Below are 23857 nucleotides of genomic sequence, written 5' to 3'. Positions count from 1 at the left end.
GGCGTGGCTCATGTTCATGCCACCACACCGGCTTCGCGCAGCGCCGCAACCTCATCGGGCGAGTAGCCCAGGCCGGCGAGCAGTTCGGCGCCGTCCGCGCCGCACGCGGGCGCAGCGGCTGGCGCGGGCCGGCGCCCATCGCCCAGGCGGTAGGGCAAACCCAGCGCCCGGTAGCCGCCGCCGTCGTCCGACGCGGCTTCCACCAGGATCCCGCTGGCGATCACGTCCGCGTTGGTCAGCACATCGCGGTAGCGGCGCACCGCGCCGGCCACGATCTGGTGCTGGCTGAGCAACGCGACAGCGGCCTCGCTCGTGTAGGCCGAGAGGCACTCGTCCAGAACCTGGCGCAGTTCGGCCCGGTGGGCGACCCGCTGGGCGTTGCTGCAGAAGCGCGGGTCGTGCACCAGCGCTTCCCGGCCGACGGCGCGGCAGAAGCGCTTCCAGTGGTCTTCGGCGTAAGCCGACAGCACGATGCTGGCGCATCCAGCGTTGCGCCACGACCTCGGCCGCTGGCGCGTTGTGGGGTTGCCCATGCCCGATGCGCGTGGGCTCGGGGCCGCCCCCCAGGTAGTCGCACCAGGTGGCGGCCTGCAAGTGCAGTGCCGTCTCCAGCAGGGACACCTCCAGCGTCTCGCCCACGCCACTGCATTCGCGCCCGTACAGGGCGGCCAGGATGGCCTGCGCCCCCAGGTCCGCGGCGGCGGCATCGACGATCGGCACACCCACCTTCTGCGGTGGGCGATCGGCCTCACCGGTGACGAACATGAGTCCGCTTTCTGCCTGGGCCGCGATGTCGTAACCGGAGCGTTCGCTCGAAGGCCCACCACCGCCAAAGCCGGAGATGGACAGGTAGATCACGCGAGGGTGTCGGGCCCGCACCTGGGCGGGCCCCAGGCCCAGCTTGTCGACCGCGCCCGGTCGCAGGTTTTGCACGACGACGTCGCATTGCGCGATGAGCCGCCACGCGATCTCGCGGCCGGATTCGCTCTTGAGATCCAGCGCGATGGAGCGCTTGCCCCGGTTGTAGGCCCGGACCATGGCCTCGCCATAGCGACCCACATGGCGGGCCTGATCGCCCGTCAGCGGCTCGATCTTGATCACCGTGGCGCCCAGTTCGGCCAGCGCCATCGTGGCGCCGGGGCCGGCGATGTACTGGCCCAGGTCAATGACCGTGATCCCGGCCAGGGGTGAGGCGGATGCTGGGGAAGCGTTTTCTCGGGGATAGGACATGGGTGGCAACGATAGTCGGCCTCGCCATTCCTGAAAAATCCATAATCCTGATGACGCGATCACCATCGGTGATCACGTTCATTCGCGGCTTTTTCCTGGAGCGCCCCTTGCCCTTCCCCTCCGACTACTTGGTCAGGCGTCTGCGCATGCGGCACCTGGAACTGCTGGTTGCCCTGGCCGATGCCGGAACGATGCGGGCTGCCGCCACGCGACTGAACCTGAGCCAGCCGGCGCTGAGCAAGATGCTGGGCGAGATCGAAGCCGGCTTCGATGCCCGCCTGTTCGAGCGCACGGCGCAAGGGCTGGTGGTCAACGCGGCGGGCAGCGCAGCGGTTTACCGGGCCCGGGTCATGCTGGGTGAACTCGCGCGCAGCAAGGACGAAGTGGATGCCCTGCGAACCGGGGCCGATGGCTTGCTGCGACTGGGCACCCTCTCGGTCACGGCCACCGTGCCTCAGGCGGTCGCCGAGCTGCGCCGGCGCCTGCCCCTGGCCAGGGTGCAGGTGCAGGAAGGGCGGGTGCGCGACATGATTCAGCGCCTGCTGAACGGCGAGCTCGATGGCGTGTTCGGTGCCATCACCCCCGAACTGCTCACCAGCGACCAGCTCTCGCTGTTGCAGCCAGAACTGCTGCTGAAGGACGAACTTTGCGTGCTGTGCGCAGAAGGGCACCAACTCTCGCGCGCCCGGCGTTTGAACTGGATCGATGTTCACGGGCAGGCGTGGATCGCCCCACCGAGAGACACGCTGGTGCGCCAGGCCTTGATGACCGCGTTCCTCAACGCGGGCTTGAAGCCACCGGAGCCCTCCATCGAGGTGCTCTCGTCCGTCACCCTCGGCAGCGTTCTGCGCCTGGATGGTTCATTGCTCGGCGCCGTGCGCTTTGAGCAGGCACGAGACGAGCTCTCACGCGGCGGAATCGTTCGCCTGCCCGTCAAACCGCCAGTGCCGCTGCCGTCGCTGGGCCTGTACACGCGACGGGCCGCTGAAGGCCCATCCCCGCTCGTGCAGACCTTCGCCGACGCCATCCGCCAGGTCAGCGCGCGCGCGTGAGCTGCCCCCCCACCAGCGGTGCCCAGCGGTGAAGTCGGGCCATGACCCTGCAACCACTCGCTGCGAAGAAGGGCGTACTGCAGGGTGTTCTCATAAATCGGAGCCCCGCTGTCATCGTTCCTGAAAGAGATGAACTCCCTGAAAAGTCCCTCCTGTCGCATCCCGAGCTTCTCGCAAAGCCGCTGGGAGGCGGTGTTCGTGTCTTCCACGTAGGCATACAGCCGGCGCGCTGTTGAATTCCACTGATCTCTGACCCGAGATTTCCATCGAATACTGACCCACCCGTTGTGTGAGCAAGGACGCTCACGGTGTGGATAGCCTCGACCGCAGGTGCAATGTTGCCGCCGCCGAGCTGCGCAGGGTCGGCGAAGCCATTCACAAAATCGACGATGAGCAACCCGAAGGGAGCCTGCAGGCCCAGGCTCGCGCCCAGCCCCTGCCGGGCATACACGGCGACGTCATCCGCGTCGTGAGGCTGCACGTTGGACGCGGAACTCATGCTGCAACCTTTCTCGATGCTGAGTGCAGTTCTTCAACCACTTTGCCTTCCCGAACGACATGAACATCGTCGAGCGCCACGCTGCAGTTACGCATGACCTTGAGCGCGTCCACCAAGGCGCCAGCACTGGTGACAACTGGTGCGGCACCCTGGTTGCTGACTGTTGCTTCGCCAAGACAACAGCAGAAGCGACACTTGACGGGTGGCATCGACCATAGTCGAAAACACCTGGCGCACAGCACTCAAGCCAACAGTGCAACCCGGAAAATATTGTCGAAAACTTCACAGAAGGGCCGCAGCATCAGTGGCTGCCGATGCCACGGCCCTCAAGTAGCTGAGCCTAGTTTGGCTAGCGTCCCTTGCTTATCGGTGAAGCGCCAGGTGTTCGAGACTGCGTCACCAGCCACCGTCTCAATCGCCTCGACGAAGGCCGCTTCGCTTCGAGAGCCGGGCTGCGCGCATGCGCCCTTCGTACAAATACATGAACTGCCCCCTGATAGTCCAAGTTTTCGTCCGCACCCCCACAACACATACGCCGCATCGCGCGCCCGAGATGCAATGCATGACCTTTCTATCAGTACATATCGAATGACAGTGCATTCACGCTCTCTGCGCCTTCAATAACACTGATGCGCACGCCCGGGGCGCGGCTGAGAAGGTGGTCGGCGTAGAAGCGCGCGGTGGTGATCTTGGCCTGCATGAAGGCCGCGTCCGTGCCTTGGGCCAACAGGTCCTCGGCCACCATCAGCGCGCGAGCCATCTGCCAGCCCGCCACGAGGTTGCCCGCGAGCATGAGGTAGGGCACGCTGCCGGCAAAAGCCGCATTGGGGTTGGCGCGCGTGTTGGCGGCGATGAACTCGACCACGTCCACGAAGGCCTCGCGCGCAGCCTTCAGGCGCTGGTGCACGGCCTTGGCGTTGGGGCTGCTGCGTTGGGCCAGATCGGCTTCGGTCTTCTCGATCTGGGCCGCGATGGCCTTGGCTCCGGTGCCGCCGTCGCGCGCGGTCTTGCGGCCCACGAGGTCGTTGGCCTGGATCGCCGTCGTGCCTTCGTAGATGGTGAGAATCTTGGCATCTCGGTAGTACTGCGCCGCGCCGGTCTCCTCGATGAAGCCCATGCCCCCGTGCACCTGCACGCCCAGGCTGGTGACTTCCAGGCTCATCTCGGTGCTGTAGCCCTTGACCAGCGGCACGAGGAATTCGTAGAAAGCCGCGTTCTGCTTGCGCACCTCGGCATCGGGGTGGTGATGGGCGGCGTCGTACGCCGCAGCGGCCACACTGGCCATGGCGCGGCAGCCTTCGGTGGACGCGCGCATGGTCATGAGCATGCGCTTGACGTCCGGGTGGTGGATGATGGGCGCGGCCGCACTCATCGAACCATCGACCGGGCGGCTCTGCACGCGGTCCTTCGCGTAGCCCACGGCCTTCTGGTAGGCACGCTCGGCAATCGCGATGCCCTGCACGCCCACGGCGTAGCGCGCGGCGTTCATCATGATGAACATGTACTCCAGGCCCCGGTTCTCCTGGCCCACGAGGTAGCCCACGGCCCCACCGTGGTCGCCGTACTGCAGCACGGCAGTGGGGCTGGCCTTGATGCCCATCTTGTGCTCGATGCTCACGCAGTGCACGTCGTTGCGCGCGCCGAGCGAGCCGTCCTTGTTGACCATGAACTTGGGCACCACGAACAGGCTGATGCCCTTCACGCCTTCAGGTGCACCGGTCACCCGCGCGAGCACGAGATGCACGATGTTCTCGGCCATGTCGTGCTCACCGTAGGTGATGAAGATCTTGGTGCCGAACACCTTGTAGGTGCCGTCGGGTTGCGGCTCGGCGCGGCTGCGCACGGCGGCCAGGTCGGAGCCGGCCTGCGGCTCGGTCAGGTTCATGGTGCCGGTCCATTGCCCGCTCACCAGTTTTTCAAGGTAGGTCGCCTTGAGGTCGTCGGAGCCCGCCGTGAGCAGGGCCTCGATCGCACCGTCGGTCAACAGCGGGCACAGCGCGAAGCTCATGTTGGCGCTGTTGAGGATTTCACCGCAGGCCGCACCGATGGTCTTGGGCAGGCCCTGGCCGCCAAAGTCCACCGGGTGCTGAAGGCCCTGCCAGCCGCCTTCGGCGTACTGCTTGAAGGCGTCCTTGAAACCGGGCGTGGTGGTCACCACACCATCCTTGAACGACGAGGGGTCCTTGTCGCCCTCGAAGTTCAGCGGCGCGATCACGCCTTCGTTGAGCTTGGCGCACTCCTCCAGCACAGCCTGCGCGGTTTCCAGTCCGGCTTCTTCAAAGCCGGGCATCTGCGCCACCTGATCGATGCGGGCCAGGTGCTCGATGTCGAACAGCATGTCCTTGAGGGGGGCGGTGTAGCTCATCAAAATCTGCTCTTAGAGCAGCTCCATACAACAGTGTGAGGAAGCAGATCCGACACATCAGCAGATGTCCCATCTGCCAAAAGATTGGGGCTTAACTAAGTTTGCCCATCTTTTCATGTGCATCCACTAGCTGAGCTAGCAGCTTCATAAAAACGACGCGATCCTCTGGAGATAGCGGTTCGACCAGTAGTTCTTGAGAGCGGTAAATGCTTTCTTGCAAGTCGTTTATCAGCTTTAGCCCCTCTTTCGTAATGACAGAGAGTCTTGATCGACGATCGTCTGGATTTACCCTGGTTTCCACCAGCCCTTTGTCGCACAGCCGCTTAAGCACTTCAGCTGTCGTCGTCCGGTCCAACGAAAGCTCTCGGCCAATCGCCTTCTGATCAAGCCAAGGATTCATCGAAAGCGCCGTCAGCATGCCGACCTGAAGCGGCGTGATGCTCTCAGATTTGCACAGTTCAAAGAAAATGGACTGCCCAATCTGAGTCAACCGACGAATCAAGAAGCCCGGGCGGCGCCACATCTCTTGGCGCAGCGGGCTAAAAATCTCTGGCGCCTGCGGTTTTGACGCCACTGTGGAAACGACAGTCTTTTTCTGAGCAGGAGAGCGCTTTGTCATTATTTCAAGATTGCAGATAGAGTGTGCTCGCGAGTTTATCGACTCCATCCATGGAGGCTAGAGCTCAAGCAGCATTTGAAGATCTATTGCAGCAAGTCGACCTTCAAGTACTCGCCCAGCAGACGATAGAAGTCCGCTTCGTCGTCCCAAGGGATCATGTGGCCAGCGCTGAAGGCTGTGCACTGCCTCAGGCCTGGCGCAAGTAGTTCAATCTCAGTCAAATCTGCCGGGAGCACGACACCCCCTTTTCCTGCCGACATGAAAAGTCCGGGCGTCTTCAGCTTGGGCAGATCGGCGTGTATGTCATCTTCGTGAAACCCCGCGTGTGCCTGGACGATCGCTTCCTCGCTACACGTGTGAAGCCATTCGGCCCGCAGTTGCAGTTGCTCCTCTGTCCAGCTCGGAGCGTAGGGTCGAAGATCCTCCGCTGTGACCCCCTTGATGGCCAACTGGATAGATTCCACATACCAAGACAGCGGCACCGGGTAAGGCCGACGGCCTGGACCCGACATCGGAGGATCGATGAGTAACAGCTCACCCATGCGCCTTGGGTCGCGCGCCGCAGCGCGAATCGCAACGCGCGCACCCATGGAGTGCCCCAGCACCGATACGGATGACCAGTCCAAAACTTCCATCAAATCGAGTACGTCAGCCGCCATCGCATCGAGGCTTGCGTCCATGCCAGGCGCGCTGAAAGACAAGCCTCGTCCCCTGAAGTCAAGGACGTGCACGTCATAGTGTCGAGCCAGCCGCTCGGCGACAAATCCCCAGGTAATCGCTGGGCTCGTGATGCCGGGCAAGAGAAGCAGACGAGGGCCGTGCCCTCCAAACCGCAGGAGGTGCAGACGCACTCCATTGGCGCGCACGTGATAGCCATACAGAAAAGAACTCATCGAGACTCCGGGGTGCTCCACCCATACCGACGCCTGGCTTCCAGGCCACGTTGGGTCACATTGAACAAGGACGACTTATCGCACCCAAGGTGCGCCGAACTAGACTTTGGGCGGCTTTCCAAACCACCCACGGATTCGATTCCAGAGCACGCTCCACATCATTTCCACGACCGAGACCGTTGGCTGTGGCTCGTTGGCAAGCACGGTTTCGCCACCCAACCTGCGGGTGATCTGCTTGCCAAAGTCCGCCACCATGCGCCGCACGAAGTCCTTGACAAGTCCCGAGCGAGAAAATTGAGCCAACGGCCCTTGCAGCGCATAAATCATGTCCACGTGGACCCGGGTGTTGTCAGCCGACAGAGCCTCAAGTCGATAGGTGATGTCCCCCTGAGTTCGAGACTTGCTGAGGCTGTCCTGGCCCGCACCACGAAGGACAGCACGCTTGGCGGCGTCATCACGCTCCAGCCTTGCAGCACCGACGAAAGCGGCCGACATCGGACCGAACTTGACCGAGATGTTGCCCTTGACCTTCTCGCCTTCGTGCGAATCGATGGTTGCGCCAGGCAAGCAAGAAGCCACTGCGGGGAGATCACCCATGAACTCCCACACGCGGTCCAAGGGATAGGGCACATCAAAATAGACCTCGATTGCGTTGCCTTTGGCCTTCGCCTTGGCCATTGCAACCGGATCGACTTCCGCCATTTCCGCGAGAGCGGCAGCCTCAACGACAGGCGCTTTGCCAGTTGGACGAGGAGCCGCGCCGGTGGGTACCGTGGCCGTGAGAGCCTTCACTGCAACCGTTCGCGGCGCGCGCAATGCCTGTCTCAACGTCTCAACTCTCGCATCGGGTGCGTCGCGCTGCTGTTGAAGAACGTCCAGAATCGCATCCACAATTCCTTGATATCCAGTGCAACGGCACAAGTTTCCGGCGAGCTCCAAACGTACCTGCGCTTCGTCAGCCTCGGGTAGACGCAGCACGATATCGCGCGCCGTGGTCAGCATCCCAGGTGTGCAGAAGCCGCACTGCAGCGCGTGATGACGCGTGAATGCCGGTCGAAGAAGCTGCATGACGGCGTCGTCGTCGTAACCTTCGATGGTCGTGACCTCCCGGCCTTCACACGCTACGGCGAACGTGATGCACGAACGCGTGGGCTGGCCGTCAACGAGCACCGTGCACGCGCCGCAGACGCCGTGCTCACAACCGAGATGGGTTCCGGTCAGTCGCAGGTCGTCGCGCAGGAAGTCGCCAAGATGCATCCTGGGCTCGGCCTCCCGGCGGTAGTTGCGGCCATTTACTTGAATAGAAATCGGGTGCAAGACTCTTACTCCGCTGATTTGGAATCGGCAAAAACGCCGGATTGCGCGAGGGCGCGCTCGACGCAGGCCGTAAAAAGCTTCAGATCGATGGCATCTCGCTCAGGCAGGGCGGTGCGCACTGCCGCTCGCAATTGCTCACGTCCCGCAGCGCTGGCACCCTTGGCCGCGATTTCTTCAGCAAGCCCGTCAAGCAGGATGGGAGGGCCATCAGCAGCGCCTAGAACGATGCGCGCGCGCCCTTGCGATGCGTCGAAATAGACAGCTGAGCTGGCTTCTGCAAACTCCCCCGGCTTGCGGCACACCTTGTGGTAGCCCCAATGCGAAGTTGTCGTCTCTGACGGCACGGCGACAGAGACGATCAATTCATCGGAGGCAAGCACCGTCGTGTACGCGCCGAGCATGAACGCGTCGGCCTCGAGCGTGCGCTCACCGCGCGGGGACTTCGCCAAGATGCGCGCACCGAGTGCAGCGAGCGTCACCACCCAGTCGGCGGCCGGGTCGGCGTGCGCCAGACTGCCGCCGACAGTACCGCGAGTGCGGATCGCCCGGTACGCTATCCCGCCTGCGATATCGCGCATGGGATGCTTCGCCAGTGGCTCATGAACTCCATCCTCTATCTCGGCGTGCGTGACGGCAGCGCCGATCTCCACCCAATCGGCCTTTCGACGTACCGAGCGCAAACCGGGAATACTGGAGACATCAACCACCTGTGCGGGCCGTGCCAATCTCAGGTTGAGCATGGGGCCCAAGGATTGACTTCCGCCCATGACCTTCGCGGTGCCTCCGCCCGTTGCCAGCGCGGCAACTGCGTCGCTCACTTCGAGCACGCGTGTGTATGCAAATTGGGGAGCTTTCATCGTGCTCGCTCCTGTCCTAGCGTCGAGTTTTCAAGGGCCTTGAGCAAGCGGCGGGGCGTCAACGGCGTCATCAGCACCTCATCGGCGCCTGTACCACGCAAGGCGTCGTTCACGGCATTGAAGATCACCGCTGGAGGAGCGATCGCACCGCCCTCGCCCACCCCTTTGGCACCGAAGTCTGTGTGAGGTGAAGGGGTCTCGAAGTGTTCGATGCGGATGCGTGGGACCTCTGTGGCGCCAGGCAAGATGTAGTCGGCAAGAGTTGAGGCCAAAGGCTGGCCTTGGTCGTCGTACGGACTCTCCTCGTACATCGCTGTCCCGATGCCCTGCGCGATGCCTCCGATGGTCTGCCCCTCCACAATCATCGGGTTGACCATGGTGCCGCAGTCTTCGACCACGACGTAGTCGAGAATTTCGACCTCGCCCGTCTCTGTGTCGACGGCGACCACCACGGCGTGCGTCGCGTACGTGAAGGTGCCAGTGTCGACGTTGGGTTTGTACGCACGGGACACTTCCAACCCACCAAGATGAACGTTCGCTGGCAGGTCCTGGGGCGTGAGATACCACACCCGCCCTACCTCGGACAGGGGAATCGACTTGTCGCCAGCGACGGCATGACCTTCAATCAATGCCACCGCTGCCGGGTCAACACCCATGAGGTAGGCGGCAATCGATTGAATGCGGGGCAGCAGCTCCTTGCACGCGGTCGAGATGGCCCCACCCGACATCACCGTTGCACGGGAAGCGTAAGTTCCTGAGGAGAACGGCGTCAGCGCCGTATCGCCATGCACGACACGGATTCTGGCCACCGGAATGCCGAGAACGTCGTTGGCGATCTGCGCGAAACTGGTCTCCATGCCCTGCCCGTGCGAGTGCACGCCGACGCGCACTTCAAGGCCGCCGTCAGCCGTCATCCTCACCATCGCCTGATCAAAACCGGGCACCACAGGCAAACCCCAGTTGGCGAACACCGTGGTGCCATGTGCCGACTGCTCTGTGTAGGTGGCGGTGCCGAAACCGATGCGGCGTCCGTCGGGCTCACCGCGCGCCTGGCGCTCGCGGACGGCATCCAGCCCGATCATCTCCAACGCACGTCGCAGGCTCGCAGGAAAGTCGCCGCTGTCAAAGTGCTTATTTGCAACGTTGACGTAAGGCATCTCCGCCGCTGGGACCAGGTTCTCCATCCGGACTTCCCAGGGCTCACGACCGACTTCACGCGCCACCGCGTCCATAAGCAGCTCAATCGCGAAACAGACTCCAGTACGCGCCACGCCGCGATAAGCCATGAATCCCGGCTTGTTGGTCGCGACACACAAGGTCTCGCACCGGTAGCCCCGAAAGGTATACGGGCCAGGAAGGTTGCCGATGGCCTGCCCCGGCTCCAGACCGACGAAGAAGGGATAGTAGGAATACGCCCCACCATCAATGGTGATGATGGCGTCCAATGCAAGGAGCTTCCCGGTCCTGTCCGCATAGGCCGTGAGCTGGTAGTGATGCTGTCGCGTATTGGCTCCAACAATCAAATGCTCGCGACGATCCTCGAGATAGCGGAATGGTGTGCGATACGTCTTGGCTAACCAAGCGATGCAAAGATCCTCAGGATAGAGCTGCCCCTTATAGCCAAAAGCACCCCCTACATCGGGAGACACAACGCGCACCGCCTCTTCATTCATCGCGAGATGCTGGGCAATGCCCACACGCAGCAAGTGCGGCACCTGGGTCGCGCTGACCACAACGAGCTGATCGGTCTGGAAATCCCAGTAGGCCAGAACCGACTTACCCTCCAGCGGCACGATGCACTGGCGCGAAAGTTCCACCGTGCGGCTGACCTTCACCTCGGCCTTCGCTGCCAACTCATCAAAGTCGCGGTTGGCACGCAGCGTGAGAAACCGGTTGTCCTTCCAGTCAGGGTGCATGAACTCCCCTGTGGCGGCAAGGGCCGAATCCACATCATGGTAGACGGGCAGCTCCTCGTACGAGACCTGCACTTCTTCCAGTAAGTCCTCCGCCACAGCGCGGGTGGGGGCCACAGCCATTGCGATGGCTTCGCCGACGTGTCGAACACGCCCCGATGCCAGGGGCGGCAACGCCGAGTATTGGTATGTGGGGATCGAAGAGGGGGAACCGATGTCTGCTGCGTCCGACAGCATCTCGCGCAAAAACACCTTGCCCGCAAGCTCTTCAGGAATCTCGACACCAGTGATGGTGGCATGCGCCAAAGGGCTACGCAGGAAGGCCACCTCCTGCATGCCAGGCAACACGAAGTCACCCACGAAGTTGCCCTTGCCCATCAGATGACGTGCATCTTCCTTGCGAGGCACCCGGGCACCAATGCCCTCCCGCTTCAACAGCCTCGCCGGGATGTCTTTTTGATCCATGCGCTTCCTTCTTCCTTGACCAAGGTCCTTGTGTTGTCCTGCACGGAATGGATCACCTGCAGAACCATTTTGCGGGATCTCCGCGACGTTGCATCGAGAGAACCCTCTTGAAGTGAACCACCACACAAAGGCGGTCTGAGCGCCACGTACATCGCTTCTCTTCCAGCACGATCTTCACAGGCAAAATCGTCATTTATGACAGTTCACTTGCATAAGTATATGCCCGATGAATCGACATGAGAAGCGGGTAAACGCTGATACACACGCCGTCGCATGAACCACCTCCATTTTGGTGCGATTTACCTATGAAAATCAGGAAATCTTGCACCACAAAGAAGAACCTGGAAGTTCAATTTGGTGCAGTGCATCACAGTACAAACCCGCACTTGAAAACATCAAAAATTCACATTAATATGACAGTTCACTGAGTATTTTTACTTGCACTGAAAACACAGGATGTAGTCATGGATTGGATCAAGGTCGCCTCAGCGCAAGAGCTGGGCAACGATGAGGCGAAGACCGTCAATGTTGCGGGCCACGGCATCGCGCTGTACCGAATCGACAACGAGTTCTTCGCGACGGACAGCATGTGTACGCATGCCACTGCGTTGCTGTCCGAGGGCTACGTGGAAGACGGCTGTGTGGAATGCCCTTTGCATCAAGGCCGCTTCGACATTCGCACCGGCAAGGCTATGTGCGCACCGGTCACCGTTGATCTGCGCATCCACTCTGTTAAGCGAGAAGGCGACGACATCTACGTGTTGTCGCCTGCAGGCAAATGACTTCGTCCGGCATTGTTATCGTGGGCGCAGGTCAATCTGCGGCAGTCGCAGCGCACGCTCTTCGCGAGCAGGGCTACGGTGGTCGCCTCACGATGCTCGGTCGTGAACGCCACAAACCTTATGAGCGACCACCCTTGTCCAAGGCCGTGCTGGTCGCCGTCGAGGAGCCTAGGCTGGACGTACTCACGGAAGAAGCGTGGACGCGCAGCGATATCGAGTTTTTAAGCAGCTGCGAGGCTGTCTCCGTAGACTTAAAACAGCAGCATGTTCGCCTAACCGATGGTCGGTTGATCGAATACGAGAGGTGCCTACTCGCAACGGGAGGGGAGGCTCAAACACTCCCGTTCGTACCGCCCTCACATCCCCGCGTGCATTACATCCGAACCTTGGAAGACGCACGCAGGCTGCGTGCCTCTCTTCAAGCCAAACCTCAAGTTGCCATTTTGGGAGGCGGCTTCCTTGGCCTCGAGATTGCCCACTCAGCGCACGCGGCAGGCGCGTCGGTGACGCTTCTCGAACGCGCAAACGCCCTCCTCGATCGCTTTCTGCCACTCGATGCGTCCACTTGGCTGGAAGCCCGAATGGAGGATGCTGGGATAAGGCTCCTGCTTGGGACCTCTCTCAGCGGCGTCACTGCGCTTCCTAGCGGTCGCATTCGCTTGATCACGGGTGCCGGCGATCCTGAGGTGGATGAGGTTGTCGTGGCTGTAGGCCTGTCGCCCAACGACTCGCTGGCCCGTGAAGCAGGCCTAGAGGTAGTGCCAGGCGGGGGGATTCTGGTAGATGCCTCCTGCCGCACCAGCAACGAACATGTGTTCGCGTGCGGCGACTGCACCAGCCAAAAACGCCCAGGTCAAACGGTGCCAACGCGTCTGGAATCTTGGCAAAACGCAAACGAGCAAGCGCGCACCGCGGCCGCCGCCATGCTGGGCAACCCGATTCCCACGCCCCCAGTGCAGTGGTTCTGGACCGACCAAGGACAGCACAACATCCAGGTGCTCGGCCAACCATTCCCCGGTATCGAATATGTGCGCCGTGGCGATCCAGCAAACGACAAGGTGCTGTGGGTCGGTCACCGAAGCTCGATACCGCTACACGCAGTGGCCATCAATGCCGGCACAGATCTGAGGGCCATACGCCCACTTCTTGAACTTGGAAGGCCCGTGCAGTGGGAAGAATTCTCACAGCAAAAGACCAACCTGCGCGCATGGGCCAAGCAGATGCAATCCAGCGCCAGCGCGACCGTTTAACCCACTCAAAAGAGCTAAGGAGCTTCCATGTATCAATCGCAGGCGGTCATCGGCATAACGAATGCCAAAAAGAACCCGCCCTTGGAGCAGTGTGTCTGGCCCGCCGACGCCCTGAACAACATTCCAGACTGGGTCTACACGAGCCAGGCCATCTATGACCAGGAGATCGAACGCATCTTCCGAGGAGACACTTGGAACTTTGTCGCCCTAGAAGCGGAGATTCCCAATCCTGGCGACTACAAGCGTGGCTATGTCGGCGCCACCTCCGTGGTGATAGTGCGCGCAGAGGACAACACGATCTCTGTCTTCGAGAACCGATGCGCCCATCGAGGTGCGGAGTTCTGCCGCTCCAGCCAGGGAAATACAAAGGAATTCGTCTGCCCCTATCACCAATGGTCTTACGACCTCAAGGGGAACCTGCAGGGTGTGCCTTTCAAGCGTGGCATCAACAAGGTAGGCGGCATGCCTGCCGACTTCAAAAACGCCGACCACGGCACTCGCCAGTTGCGCGTGGCAACACGAAACGGCGTGGTGTTCGCCACCTATTCGGACAAGACCCCTCCGCTCGAGGAGTACATGACCAAGGAAATCGTCGAGGAGTTCGACGTTCCTTTCTCAGGCAAGAAGCTCAAGATCCTGGGCTACTGCCGCAACGAACTTCCATGCAACTGGAAGATGTACCACGAGAACCTCAAGGATCCTTACCACGCAACGCTACTGCATTCGTTTCTAGTGGTATTCGGCCTGCTGGTTCCAGGCATCAAATCAACCGTGGTCGCAGACAAGGAGCATGGTCGCCACGGATTCATGGCATCGGCCAAGCCAGACGAGGTCTATGCCACGGTCGCTGCAGACGACAAGGCGGAGATGCGTTCGTTTAGCGACAACCTCAGGCTGCGCGACGAACGTTTCCTGGACTACGTGCGCGAATTCAAGTCGCCCTGGTCCGCCAACATGATGACCATGCTGCGCAAACCTGATTGTTCAGCGCCAGATGAACACGATGGGCGTGCGCCAGATTATTCCGAATGGCCCGAACAGCATGGTGATGCAGTGGACCATGTTCGGCTACGAAGACGACACACCTGAAATGACGCGCCACCGTCTTCGCCAGGGCAACTTGATGGGCCCGGCCGGCTTTCTCGGGCTCGAAGACAACGAGGCATTGAAGTTCGTTCAGGAAGGTCTTCGCAACTCGTCAACCGACAACAACGTCGTCAAGCTCGATGCCGGCCACCAAGGCTCGGCACGAAACCTGATTTCAGAGTCCTGCATCCGCTCCCTCTATCAGTACTACCGGGAAGTCATGGATATCCGTGTCGCGGAGAAAGCAGCATGAAAGAGCGGCTCACCTACACCAAATCCGATGTGCCGCCTCAACGCGCTGCCGAGCTGCGCGCCGAGATCGAGTCCTTCCACGTGGACTACTGCGCCGCGCTCGACGCCAACGATGTCGAACGTTGGCCAGACTTCTTCAGCAAGGAAGCCACGTACCGTGTCACCTCGCGCCACAACGCACTTCTGAACATGCCTGTGGGGCTCATCTATTGCGAAGGGCTCGACATGATCATTGACCGCGCCCAGGCCGTCGCGCACTCCCAGATGTTTGCGCCACGGCACATTCTGCATGTGCTGGGAATCACGCGTGTACTGCATGAAGCGGGCAACACGGTGAGTTCCCAGACGCCGTTCATCCTGATGCAGACCCTTGTCGAGGGCCCCTCCACGGTGCACCTGGCAGGCATTTACCACGACCGTTTCGTACGCGAAGGTGACCGGCTGCTCATTGCCAGCCGAGAAGTGGTGCACGACACGGAAATTCTTGATACCGCCTTGGCCTACCCGGTCTGAGGCTACCTAGGATCAGCATGAACAAGACCCCAAAAATTGCGCTCGAAGAGCATTTCTCCGCTCCCGGCTTCGACGACTACTACGCCAAATACACGCGAGCGCTGCCGGCTGACTTCGTCGCCAAGCTCGACGCCAGGCTGACCGATTTTGATGACCAGCGTCTCGAAGAGATGGACGCGGGAAACATTGAATACGTGGTGCTGTCGCAAACGATGCCCGGTGTACAGGCCGAGGCAGATAGCGACACTGCCATCCGCCGGGCACGCGAGAACAACGAGTTCCTCGTCGAGCGCGTGGCGCGCCATCCGAAACGCTACGGAGCCTTCGCCCATGTGGCTCTGCAAGACCCCAAGGCCGCAGCCAATGAGCTGGAACGCACCGTCGTCGAGTACGGCTTCAAGGGCGCAATGATCAACGGCCACACCCTGGGACGCTACTACGAAGGTGCGGAATTCGATGTGTTTTGGGAGCGCGCGCAAGCGCTCGGCGTCCCCATCTATCTGCATCCCAATGCGTTTAGCCAACCGCCGGCGCTGCTGGAGGGCATGCCAATTCTTCAAGGAGCTGCCTGGGGTTGGGGTGTGGAAACAGCAGGTCATGCGCTGCGACTGTTGTTCGGAGGAGTGTTCGACCGTTTCCCACGTCTGAATCTTCTTCTGGGTCACATGGGGGAGGCCCTGCCATACCAGCGCTGGCGCATAGACAGCCGGTTTGCCGCGTATCCGTTTGGCATCAAGCTGGCTCGCAAGCCTAGCGAGTACATCGGAACCAACATCCTCATTACCACCTCTGGCGTGTGCTCTGCGCCGGCATTGGCAGGGGCGATCGGCGAGCTCGGGGCCCATGCAGTGCTCTTCTCAGTCGACTACCCCTACGAGTCGACCGCCGAAGCCTGCCGCTTCATCGAGGAAGCGCCGCTTAACGAGAGAACCCGTGCTCTGGTGTGCCATGGCAATGCACGCCGACTCTTCAGGATGGGCAGCACGGAAGAGCTTGCGCTCCTGCAGATCTAACACCTCAAACCAAAGGACGAAAAATGCCAGTCAGTGATTATCAATTGGTCAAGGCTTGGGACGAAGTTCTGAAGCTCAGCAAGGTGGAGCGCGGACAAAAAGTCTCGATCCTGTGTGGGCCTCATACGCATCCGCAAACGCTGCAGACGGCGACGATTGCAGCGCAGGCAGCCGGTGCGATCGTCACCAAGATCGAGCTTCAGCCCATCAACGCGGAGAAGGCAACCAGCCGTGACCGGATGAACTACTTGGGCGAGACACCCCTATCGAACAATCCAGTTGCGCTCGCGGCAATGAAAAACAGTGATCTCGTCCTTGACTTGATGGTTCTGTTGTTCTCTCCCGAACAGATGGAAATCCTCGAGTCAGGAACAAAAATCCTCTTGGTCGCGGAGCCACCCGAAGTACTGGTGCGAGCAATTCCGACTGAGGACGATCGCAAACGCGTGTTGGCTGCATCGAAGCTCCTCAAAAAGGCGAAAAAGATGCACGTCACGTCGCCTGCTGGCACGGATGTGACGTTCCAGCTCGGAGATTTCCCGACCATCTGCGAGTATGGATTCTGCGAGGAACCTGGGCGCTGGGATCACTGGCCCAGTGGCTTCCTTTTTACCTTCGCCAACGAAGGCGGCAGCAACGGCACCATCGTGGTCGATCGCGGCGACATCCTTCTGCCACAGAGGAACTACGTCTCCGACAAGATCACGATGAATTTGCGCGACGGTTTCGTGCGCAGCATTGAAGGTGATCTCGATGCCGCCATGTTGCGCGAATTCATGGAGGCCTACAAAGACCCCGAAGCCTACGCTATTGCGCACATCGGCTGGGGAATGCAGCCACGTTGCTACTGGCACACGCTTTCGCTGATGGACCGCGAGGCGACAACAGGTCAGGATGCGCGCGCGTTCGAGGGCAACTTCCTATTCTCGTTGGGTCCCAACAACGAGGCCGGCGGCCCTCGCACAACGCCGTGTCACCTCGATATTCCTTTGCGCAACTGCACGGTGAAGCTCGATGACATCGTCGTGGTTCAGGATGGCAAAGTCATTGAAGAGGCCTTTCAATGAGCCACGATCACGACATCTATCAGAAGCAGGGCTTCGGCAACGCCCTTGCGCCCAAGGCGCCGTTTGGTCTGCTGATAGTCGACTTCGTCAATGGATTTGCCGATCCGCTCACGTTCGGCGGCGGCAACATAGACAAGGCCATTGAATGCACACGCGGCCTTTTGGCAGCGGCACGAAATCGCAGCTGGCCTGTCGTGCACACGCGCGTCGTGTACCAGGACGATGGAGCAGACGCAACTGTCATGGCGCTCAAGGTTCCGTCCTTGCTAAGCCTGCGCGAGCACGCACCAGAAAGCCAGATCGTCTCGCAGCTTCAACCTGTCAGCGGCGAGCTGGTGCTTCGCAAGACCAATCCTTCGGCATTTTTCGGTACTCCGCTGGCAGCCTGGTTTGCTCAACGCGGAGTCCAGACCCTGTTGATCGCGGGCTGCACAACCAGCGGCTGTGTCCGCGCGAGTGTGGTTGACGCAATGTGCCATGGATTCCGCCCGCTCGTTGTCACTGACTGCGTCGGCGACAGGTCGCTACAGGCGCACGACGCCAATCTTTTCGACATGAATCAGAAGTACGCGACCTTGATGCCCCGTGATGTTGCCCTCGAAGCAACTGCCGCATAAGAACAAAGCCTCTCACCCTGCCCCCTCCCCTCATTCAAAAGTCCCGTCCGTCAGCAAATCGGCGCATTCCGTGCCAGCAATCCCCACTACCAGGAGAAAGAAATGACCATCAAGCTCGTTGCCGCACTTGCGGTATCCCTCGCGGCTATCGCTCTCCCAAGCCATGCCGACGTCATCAAGGTCGGTGTCATCGCGCCCATGTCTGGCCCTTTTTCTGCAGTAGGTCAAACCTGGGAAGGTGCCACCAAGACGTATCAGAAGCTCAATGGCACGACGGCCGGGGGGCATACGATTCAACTCATCTTCCGCGACCTTCCGGAAATCAACCCTGCGCAAGCAAAGGCACTGGCGCAGGAGCTCATCATCAAGGAAGGCGCTCAGTACATCGCCGGCCTCTATTTCACGCCTGACACCTTGGCCGTCGCTGCGCTGGCACAAGAAGCCAAGGTGCCCGTGGTGATCTTCAACGCGTCAACTTCTTCGCTTCTCGAGAAGTCGGACTACTTGCTGCGAACCTCGTACACGCTGCCACAGATGGCTGTGCCCGTCGCGAAGTACGCACTTGAGAAAAACGTGAAGAGCGTCGTATCTCTGGTCAGTGACTTCGGCCCGGGCCTGGATGCGGAAAAGGCCTTTAACACCGAGTTCGTGAGCGGCGGTGGCAAATTGCTCGAAGCCATCCGCGCTCCGCTGAAGACGACTGACTTCGGTCCTTTGATGCAGCGCGTGAAGGCGCTCAAACCCGATGCCCTCTATGTCTTCGGTCCGGGCGGCCCCGCCACCTACGCAATGATCAAAGCCTACAACGAAGCAGGATTGAGGGCTGCGGGTGTTCGCTTCCTTGGCACCGGGGAAACCGATGAAGATCAACTTCGTGCGATCGGACCGGAGTTGCTGGGCATTGAGACCGGGATGTTCTATTCCGCTTCACACAACTCGCCGCTGAACAACGCCGTCATCAAGACTCTGGGCGAAGTGGCACCCAGGGCTATTCCGACGGTCCAGTTGGCGAACGCTTTTGATGGGCTGCACGTCATCTATCACATGGTCAAAGCAACGAATGGCAAGCCCGATGGGGCCAAGGCACTGGCGGCAGCCAAAGGCTTTTCGTGGGAAAGCCCACGTGGCCCGGTGAAGATCGACCCCGCATCCCGCGAGTTTGTGCAGAACGTCTACATGCGCGTGGTCGAGAAGGATGCTTCCGGTCGATTCGTCAACCGGGAATTCCGGACTTTCGAGATGCAGCCCGACTACGGTCGCATTCAGAACGTCTCCAAGTAACGCAGAGACTCCAGCATGTCTGTTGCGCTTCTTAGCAGCATTTTGATTGACGGGATCACGTACGCCATGATCCTGTTCATGATCTCCGTGGGCCTGTCAATGACCATGGGTCTGATGCGGGTCGTAAACCTGGCTCACGGAGCCTTTGCGATGCTCGGCGGGTTTCTTGCGGCCAGCATCCCGGCACGCCTAGGCGTTCCTATCGGGCTGGGCTTCGTTCTAGCAATCGCCGTGGTTAGCGTCGTGGCAGTGTTGTTCGAGCGCATCCTGTTGCGCCGGTTCTACCGGCGCGACGATCTCGACCAGATGTTGGTGACTATCGGGCTGATGTTTGTTGCGACGGCTGCAGTCAACCTAATGTTCGGGTCCACCGTGACGTCCGTCGCGCTTCCCGAAGCATTCACCGGTTCGGTAGACCTGGGTTTTCGCTCAATACCTCGACATCGGCTCATTGTTGTCGCCTGTGGGCTCGTGGTCGTGACCGTTCTCTGGCTAACAGTAGATCGATCATCGTTTGGCATTAGGGTGCGCGCCTCAGTCGACAACGCACCCATCGCACGGGCCATCGGTATCGACACGACAAAGATCTACGCGGCCACCTTTGCAATCGGCGCAGCACTTGCGGCGTTGGGGGGAATAGCTGGCGCGGAGTTGTTGCCGATGGAGCCTACCTACGCCTCCAAGTACCTCGTGATCCTCTTGGCTGTCGTGGCCGTCGGGGGTAACGGGAATCTGTTTGGCTCATTTTTTGCAGCGTTGCTGCTTGGCATTGTGGAGACCTCCATGAAGTACATGGTTCCGCAGCTCGCATCCGCTGCGTTTTTTATGACAATGATCATCGTCTTGCTCGTGCGGCCGCACGGTCTATTCGGGAGGCAGGCATGAGCGCGGTGAGTCCGCCCTTGGCGGCGGTCACTCAACCGCCAACCCGCCCGTGGATGCAGTTTCGTGTCGAGATGGTGTTGATCCTGGTGGGGTTGTTGGCATTCGTCCTATTTCCCCAAGACCTAGGGTTGCTGACCAACATGGCAACGATGTCCATCTTTGCTCTGTCGTTGAGCCTCGTTCTCGGCCAGGCAGGCATCACGACCCTTGGTCAAGCCGCGCTATACGGCAGCGGCGCATACGTGGCGGGTTGGACAGCGCTGTACCTGACAAACGATCCTATCGTTGGACTGCTACTGGGTGCACTGGGTGGAGGATTGATCGCGCTGCTGAGCGGTGCCGTGATGCTGCGGTCGACCAAGCTCACGCTCGTCATGCTAACTATTGCGGTGGCTCAACTGCTGCTCGAATTGGCCAACTGGGCCAGGTGGCTGACTGGTGGAGACGATGGTCTGGCGGGGTTCAACATCGGCCCTCTGTTCGGCATCTGGGAATTCAATTTCCGTGGTCACACTGGCTACTTCTATGCGCTGGGTGCATTGGTCCTCGTGTACTTCCTGGTGCGCAATCTGGTGGAGTCGCCTTTCGGTCTGACGGCCAAGGCGATCCGGCAGGACCCGGGCCGAGTCCAGGCGTTGGGGGGACGCGTCTACCTGCACTTGCTGGCGGTGTACACCGTCGGCGGCATCGTGGCAGGGCTTGCAGGAGCTTTGACGGCTCAAACGAGCAAGGTGGCAAATCTCTTCATGCTGGACTTCACGACATCGGCTGGTGTCGTGGTCATGATCGTATTGGGCGGCACCCGTCGTCTCTCTGGTGCAGTTCTCGGCACCGTCGCGTACATGACGATCCATCACATTGCATCAACCATGAACCCCTATCACTGGCTGTTCATCATTGGATCGATGCTGATCGTCGTACTCATCGTCCTGCCTGAAGGTCTTATTGGTCTTCTGGACCGCGCCACGGCGTACGCAAAGCAGCTGGGCACGAGCGGAGGGGCCAAGAAATGACCTACCGACTTCAAACCAAGAACCTGTGCCACGCCTTCGGTGGCCTGGCAGTTACTCAGAACGTCTCGCTCAATCTCGCCAAGGGCGCCCGCACAGCATTGATCGGGCCGAATGGAGCCGGCAAGACGACCTTGGTGAATTTGTTAAGTGGGACGCAGCGCCCGCTGTCCGGTGACATCCTCCTTGATGGCAGCTCTATCGTCCAGTTGCCACAGTACGCGCGCGTGCGCAAAGGCATCGTCCGCACTTTCCAGATTAGCCGTCTGTTCAAAGAACTCACGGTAGAGGAAAACGTCAAGGTCGCCGTACTGCAGCGGCACCGCACATCCATGCAGTGGTGGCCCTCCCCAAAGCGGTCCGCGCAGGTTCGCGAGGAGGTCTACGAAACGCTCGGACTGTTGGGTCTACAGCCTTTTGCGAACCGGGTAGTGGGGCAATTGGCCCTCGGCGAGCAGCGCCTGGCGGAAATCGCCCTGGCTCTCGCGATGAGGCCTGAAGTGCTGCTTCTTGACGAGCCTGGTGCAGGAGTTCCACAAGGCGAAGGCGGTCGCATCATGGACGCTGTCGAGAGTCTGCCAAAAGATCTGTCGGTTCTTCTTATTGAGCATGACATGGACTTGGTGTTCCGGTTCGCCTCGCACATCATCGTCCTCGTTGCAGGTGCCGTGCTGGTCGAGGGTTCACCGCAAGAAGTTGCCGCAAACGAACAAGTCAAACAAATCTACTTCGGACGAGACGGTCATGCCTAAAGCCAACATTGAACTTCGGTTCGACAACGTGACAACTGGCTATGGCCGCGTTCCGGTCGTCGAGCATCTCAGCTTCAGCGTTCGCGAAGGTGAGCGGCTTGGGCTAATCGGGCGCAACGGCGCGGGCAAGACAACGACGCTAGCGACGGCGATGGGTCTGGCCGATCTGATGAAGGGACGTATTGAATTCGGTGGAAAAGACATAAGCAGCGCGAGTACGTATGCGCGCGCCCGTGCCGGTCTAGGTTACGTACCGCAAAGCCGCGACATCTTTCCTTCGCTGACGGTGGAAGAGAACCTGCTGTCGGGTCTGCAGGGTCGCTCGGCGAGCGTTGCCCTGCCACCAATCTATGCCCTATTTCCACGCCTCAAGGAAAGGCGACGAAATGGCGGCTCGCAACTCTCGGGAGGCGAGCAGCAAATGCTATCCGTGGCACGGTCCCTTGTCGGGCAGCCTCGCATTCTGCTGCTCGACGAGCCGCTGGAAGGTTTGGCCCCGATGGTGCGTGAGGAGTTGATGGATGCCATCGTTCAGATGAGCGAGAAGCTGGGGGTCGGCTGCGTCCTCGTGGAGCAGCACGTGGACGTCGTTCTGGAGTTTTCCAAGAACGTCATCGTTCTGGAGCGTGGCATCGCCGCTTACTCGGGCTCGGCGTCAGCGCTTCGCGATGAAGAGGACCTACTCAACCGAACCATCGGCATTCAGAAGTGCTAAGACCGTTTCCTGTCTACATGGAAGGCGCTCCACACTCCAAGCGAAGAGCGGAATCTGCGTACCTGCGCGGTATGCTTGATTGGCTCCATGAACGGTCTCACCGATCTGCTGCTGCCAAGTGCTCGAACCGACCTCGCACCCACGCAGCCAAAATTGGCACGGAGACTCTGCGTGAAAGATGACGAAAAACCGTCAGAAACGACAAAGGTGCAAACGGACGGCACGCGCTATCGATTTTCTGGCCACGACCGAATCCTGCATCGAACGTCTCTGGACGTGGGCGTGCTAGAGCTGTTGGACTGGTTTGGCTACAAGCGCGCGTTCATCGTCTGCTCTCGAACACTCAACGAGCGTACCGACACGATTCGTGGACTTGCTGCATCGTTAGGTGAGCGTTGTGTCGGTATCACTGATGCGGTTGGCGAACACTCCCCGCTGTCCAACGTGCTTTCCGGCGCTCGCGAGGTGGATGCATACAAGGCCGACGTAATCGTCTCGGTGGGCGGCGGTTCGGTCATGGACATGTGCAAGGTCATCCAGTTATGCATCACCGAGCGGGTTTTCGACCGCGATGCCCTGCTGAAATTGCAAATGAGGATGTCTGCGGATGGAACGGAAATGCTCGCCGCATCGTTCCACACGCCCAGCATTAGGCAGATAGCCGTACCGACGACCCTCTCCACCTCGGAATGGACCCCGGCTGGAACGCCTATTGATGACCAGACCCAACTGAAGGCACGCTTCCTAGTGACCGATGGAGCGCCGCGCGGGATTGTCTATGACCCGGAGCTTTTGGCTCGCACGCCTCTTTCGCTGCTGTTAGCTACCGGTATTCGCGGGCTGGACCATGCCATCAACACGGTGTGCTCCACCCAACCGCATCCCTTTGCAAGTCTGCTGGCGGAAAAGGCAATCCAGCTCTATGTCGAGAACTTACCGCGCATGAGAAACAGCGAAGACTCTGAAGCATTCTCGAACTGCCAACTGGCGACTTGGTACACCGGCATGGGACAGATGTCGGTGCCGCACGGCTTCAGCCACTGGATGGTGCACATCGTGGGGCCCCTCGCCTCTGTGCCTCACAGCGAAGCGGCTTGCGTCCTGATGCTGGCCCAGGCGCGATGGTTGGAAAACCACGCTGTTTCTCAGCACAAAAATGTTCGGAGTCTATTGGGACGAAAAGGTCCTTTCTCCGAAGTGCTTTTCACCCTTCTCACTGAACTCGACATGCCTCGCAGTTTGCGAGATCTGGGACTGAGCGTCGAACAGGTGGAATCATTCATCCAACCTGCACTTGACCACCCTCAAGTCACACGAAACAACCTTCGTCCCATCACGACGGCGGCGGACGTGCGTGCAGTCCTGCGTCTCGTCCAATCATGAAAGGCTGCCCCACCATGATGGCTGGTCGCTCTCCAATTGGA

At 60.3% G+C, this 23857-nt stretch carries 20 protein-coding genes and 4 pseudogenes; 14 read left to right on the top strand and 10 right to left on the bottom strand.

The genetic code is table 11. The annotated features are described in order from the left end of the window. Window positions 1-14: 14 nt before the first annotated feature. Window positions 15-533 carry a CoA transferase gene (locus tag ACFJI0_RS00990; protein WP_382323127.1) on the bottom strand — a complete coding sequence of 173 codons (519 nt, stop codon included), beginning with the start codon at window positions 531-533 and terminating at the stop codon, window positions 15-17. 34 nt (window positions 534-567) lie between these two features. Next, window positions 568-1128, bottom strand: a pseudogene (locus ACFJI0_RS00985) (CoA transferase); the annotation flags it as partial. A 104-nt stretch (window positions 1129-1232) separates the two neighbouring features. On the opposite strand from ACFJI0_RS00985, the gene ACFJI0_RS00980 reads away from it, so the two are divergent. Beyond that, entirely contained in the window at window positions 1233-2282 is a 1050-nt protein-coding gene (locus ACFJI0_RS00980) for a LysR family transcriptional regulator (protein WP_382323126.1), read from the top strand. Window positions 2283-2571: 289 nt separating this feature from the next. Here ACFJI0_RS00980 and ACFJI0_RS00975 read toward each other — a convergent pair. The 8 genes and pseudogenes from ACFJI0_RS00975 to ACFJI0_RS00940 form a co-directional block, all read right to left on the bottom strand. Continuing rightward, a pseudogene (locus tag ACFJI0_RS00975) lies at window positions 2572-2781 on the bottom strand (N-carbamoylsarcosine amidase); the annotation flags it as partial. A 71-nt stretch (window positions 2782-2852) separates the two neighbouring features. Continuing rightward, window positions 2853-2957: pseudogene (locus ACFJI0_RS00970) on the bottom strand (Asp/Glu racemase); the annotation flags it as partial. 398 nt (window positions 2958-3355) lie between these two features. Then, entirely contained in the window at window positions 3356-5146 is a 1791-nt protein-coding gene (locus tag ACFJI0_RS00965) for an acyl-CoA dehydrogenase (protein WP_382323125.1), read from the bottom strand. 91 nt (window positions 5147-5237) lie between these two features. Next, entirely contained in the window at window positions 5238-5765 is a 528-nt protein-coding gene (locus ACFJI0_RS00960; protein ID WP_382323124.1) for a MarR family winged helix-turn-helix transcriptional regulator, read from the bottom strand. A gap of 83 nt (window positions 5766-5848) precedes the next feature. Beyond that, a complete protein-coding gene (locus ACFJI0_RS00955; protein ID WP_382323123.1) occupies window positions 5849-6658 on the bottom strand; it encodes an alpha/beta fold hydrolase in 810 nt (269 codons plus the stop codon). Window positions 6659-6757: 99 nt separating this feature from the next. Next, window positions 6758-7915, bottom strand: coding sequence for a 2Fe-2S iron-sulfur cluster-binding protein (locus ACFJI0_RS00950; protein ID WP_382325861.1), 1158 nt, complete (start codon window positions 7913-7915; stop codon window positions 6758-6760). A 65-nt stretch (window positions 7916-7980) separates the two neighbouring features. Next, on the bottom strand, window positions 7981-8832 hold the full coding sequence (locus ACFJI0_RS00945; protein WP_382323122.1) for an FAD binding domain-containing protein: 852 nt from the start codon (window positions 8830-8832) through the stop codon (window positions 7981-7983). Then, window positions 8829-11210, bottom strand: coding sequence for a xanthine dehydrogenase family protein molybdopterin-binding subunit (locus ACFJI0_RS00940; protein ID WP_382323121.1), 2382 nt, complete (start codon window positions 11208-11210; stop codon window positions 8829-8831). The genes ACFJI0_RS00945 and ACFJI0_RS00940 overlap by 4 nt, the downstream gene beginning before the upstream one ends. Before the next feature lie 464 nt (window positions 11211-11674). Here ACFJI0_RS00940 and ACFJI0_RS00935 point away from each other — a divergent pair, with 464 nt between their 5' ends. From ACFJI0_RS00935 to ACFJI0_RS00875, 13 genes and pseudogenes are all read left to right on the top strand, one after another. Next, window positions 11675-11992: a non-heme iron oxygenase ferredoxin subunit gene (locus ACFJI0_RS00935; protein WP_382323120.1), complete on the top strand. Its 318-nt coding sequence runs from the start codon at window positions 11675-11677 to the stop codon at window positions 11990-11992. Beyond that, window positions 11989-13242, top strand: coding sequence for an NAD(P)/FAD-dependent oxidoreductase (locus tag ACFJI0_RS00930; protein WP_382323119.1), 1254 nt, complete (start codon window positions 11989-11991; stop codon window positions 13240-13242). Before ACFJI0_RS00935 ends, ACFJI0_RS00930 begins: the two co-directional genes overlap by 4 nt. Before the next feature lie 27 nt (window positions 13243-13269). After that, window positions 13270-14581 (top strand): annotated as a pseudogene (locus ACFJI0_RS00925) (Rieske 2Fe-2S domain-containing protein). After that, window positions 14578-15093 (top strand): aromatic-ring-hydroxylating dioxygenase subunit beta, encoded by a 516-nt coding sequence (locus ACFJI0_RS00920; RefSeq protein WP_382323118.1) that lies wholly within the window; start codon window positions 14578-14580, stop codon window positions 15091-15093. Before ACFJI0_RS00925 ends, ACFJI0_RS00920 begins: the two are co-directional and overlap by 4 nt. A gap of 17 nt (window positions 15094-15110) precedes the next feature. Beyond that, window positions 15111-16106: an amidohydrolase family protein gene (locus ACFJI0_RS00915; protein ID WP_382323117.1), complete on the top strand. Its 996-nt coding sequence runs from the start codon at window positions 15111-15113 to the stop codon at window positions 16104-16106. A gap of 23 nt (window positions 16107-16129) precedes the next feature. Then, window positions 16130-17173, top strand: coding sequence for a 2,5-dihydroxypyridine 5,6-dioxygenase (locus ACFJI0_RS00910; protein WP_382323116.1), 1044 nt, complete (start codon window positions 16130-16132; stop codon window positions 17171-17173). After that, window positions 17170-17790 carry an isochorismatase family protein gene (locus ACFJI0_RS00905; RefSeq protein ID WP_382323115.1) on the top strand — a complete coding sequence of 207 codons (621 nt, stop codon included), beginning with the start codon at window positions 17170-17172 and terminating at the stop codon, window positions 17788-17790. Before ACFJI0_RS00910 ends, ACFJI0_RS00905 begins: the two co-directional genes overlap by 4 nt. Window positions 17791-17892: 102 nt before the next feature. Then, the gene (locus tag ACFJI0_RS00900; RefSeq protein WP_382323114.1) at window positions 17893-19071 is read left to right on the top strand and encodes an ABC transporter substrate-binding protein; all 1179 of its coding nucleotides are present in this window, start codon (window positions 17893-17895) and stop codon (window positions 19069-19071) included. A 15-nt stretch (window positions 19072-19086) separates the two neighbouring features. Beyond that, window positions 19087-19956, top strand: a complete 870-nt coding sequence (locus tag ACFJI0_RS00895; RefSeq protein ID WP_382323113.1) for a branched-chain amino acid ABC transporter permease — start codon at window positions 19087-19089, stop codon at window positions 19954-19956. Beyond that, window positions 19953-20969: a branched-chain amino acid ABC transporter permease gene (locus tag ACFJI0_RS00890; protein ID WP_382323112.1), complete on the top strand. Its 1017-nt coding sequence runs from the start codon at window positions 19953-19955 to the stop codon at window positions 20967-20969. The genes ACFJI0_RS00895 and ACFJI0_RS00890 overlap by 4 nt, the downstream gene beginning before the upstream one ends. Then, window positions 20966-21718, top strand: a complete 753-nt coding sequence (locus ACFJI0_RS00885) for an ABC transporter ATP-binding protein (RefSeq protein WP_382323111.1) — start codon at window positions 20966-20968, stop codon at window positions 21716-21718. The genes ACFJI0_RS00890 and ACFJI0_RS00885 overlap by 4 nt, the downstream gene beginning before the upstream one ends. Then, the gene (locus tag ACFJI0_RS00880) at window positions 21711-22433 is read left to right on the top strand and encodes an ABC transporter ATP-binding protein (protein ID WP_382323110.1); all 723 of its coding nucleotides are present in this window, start codon (window positions 21711-21713) and stop codon (window positions 22431-22433) included. Before ACFJI0_RS00885 ends, ACFJI0_RS00880 begins: the two co-directional genes overlap by 8 nt. Before the next feature lie 87 nt (window positions 22434-22520). Beyond that, window positions 22521-23816, top strand: coding sequence for an iron-containing alcohol dehydrogenase (locus ACFJI0_RS00875; protein ID WP_382323109.1), 1296 nt, complete (start codon window positions 22521-22523; stop codon window positions 23814-23816). Window positions 23817-23857: the final 41 nt, after the last annotated feature.

Origin of the sequence: Hydrogenophaga sp. UC242_53 (genome assembly GCF_042696965.1) — a bacterium.
GTDB lineage: Bacteria > Pseudomonadota > Gammaproteobacteria > Burkholderiales > Burkholderiaceae_C > Hydrogenophaga.
The sequence above is the reverse complement of the archived record's forward strand: the minus strand, read 5'-3'. Positions and strand labels throughout refer to the sequence as shown.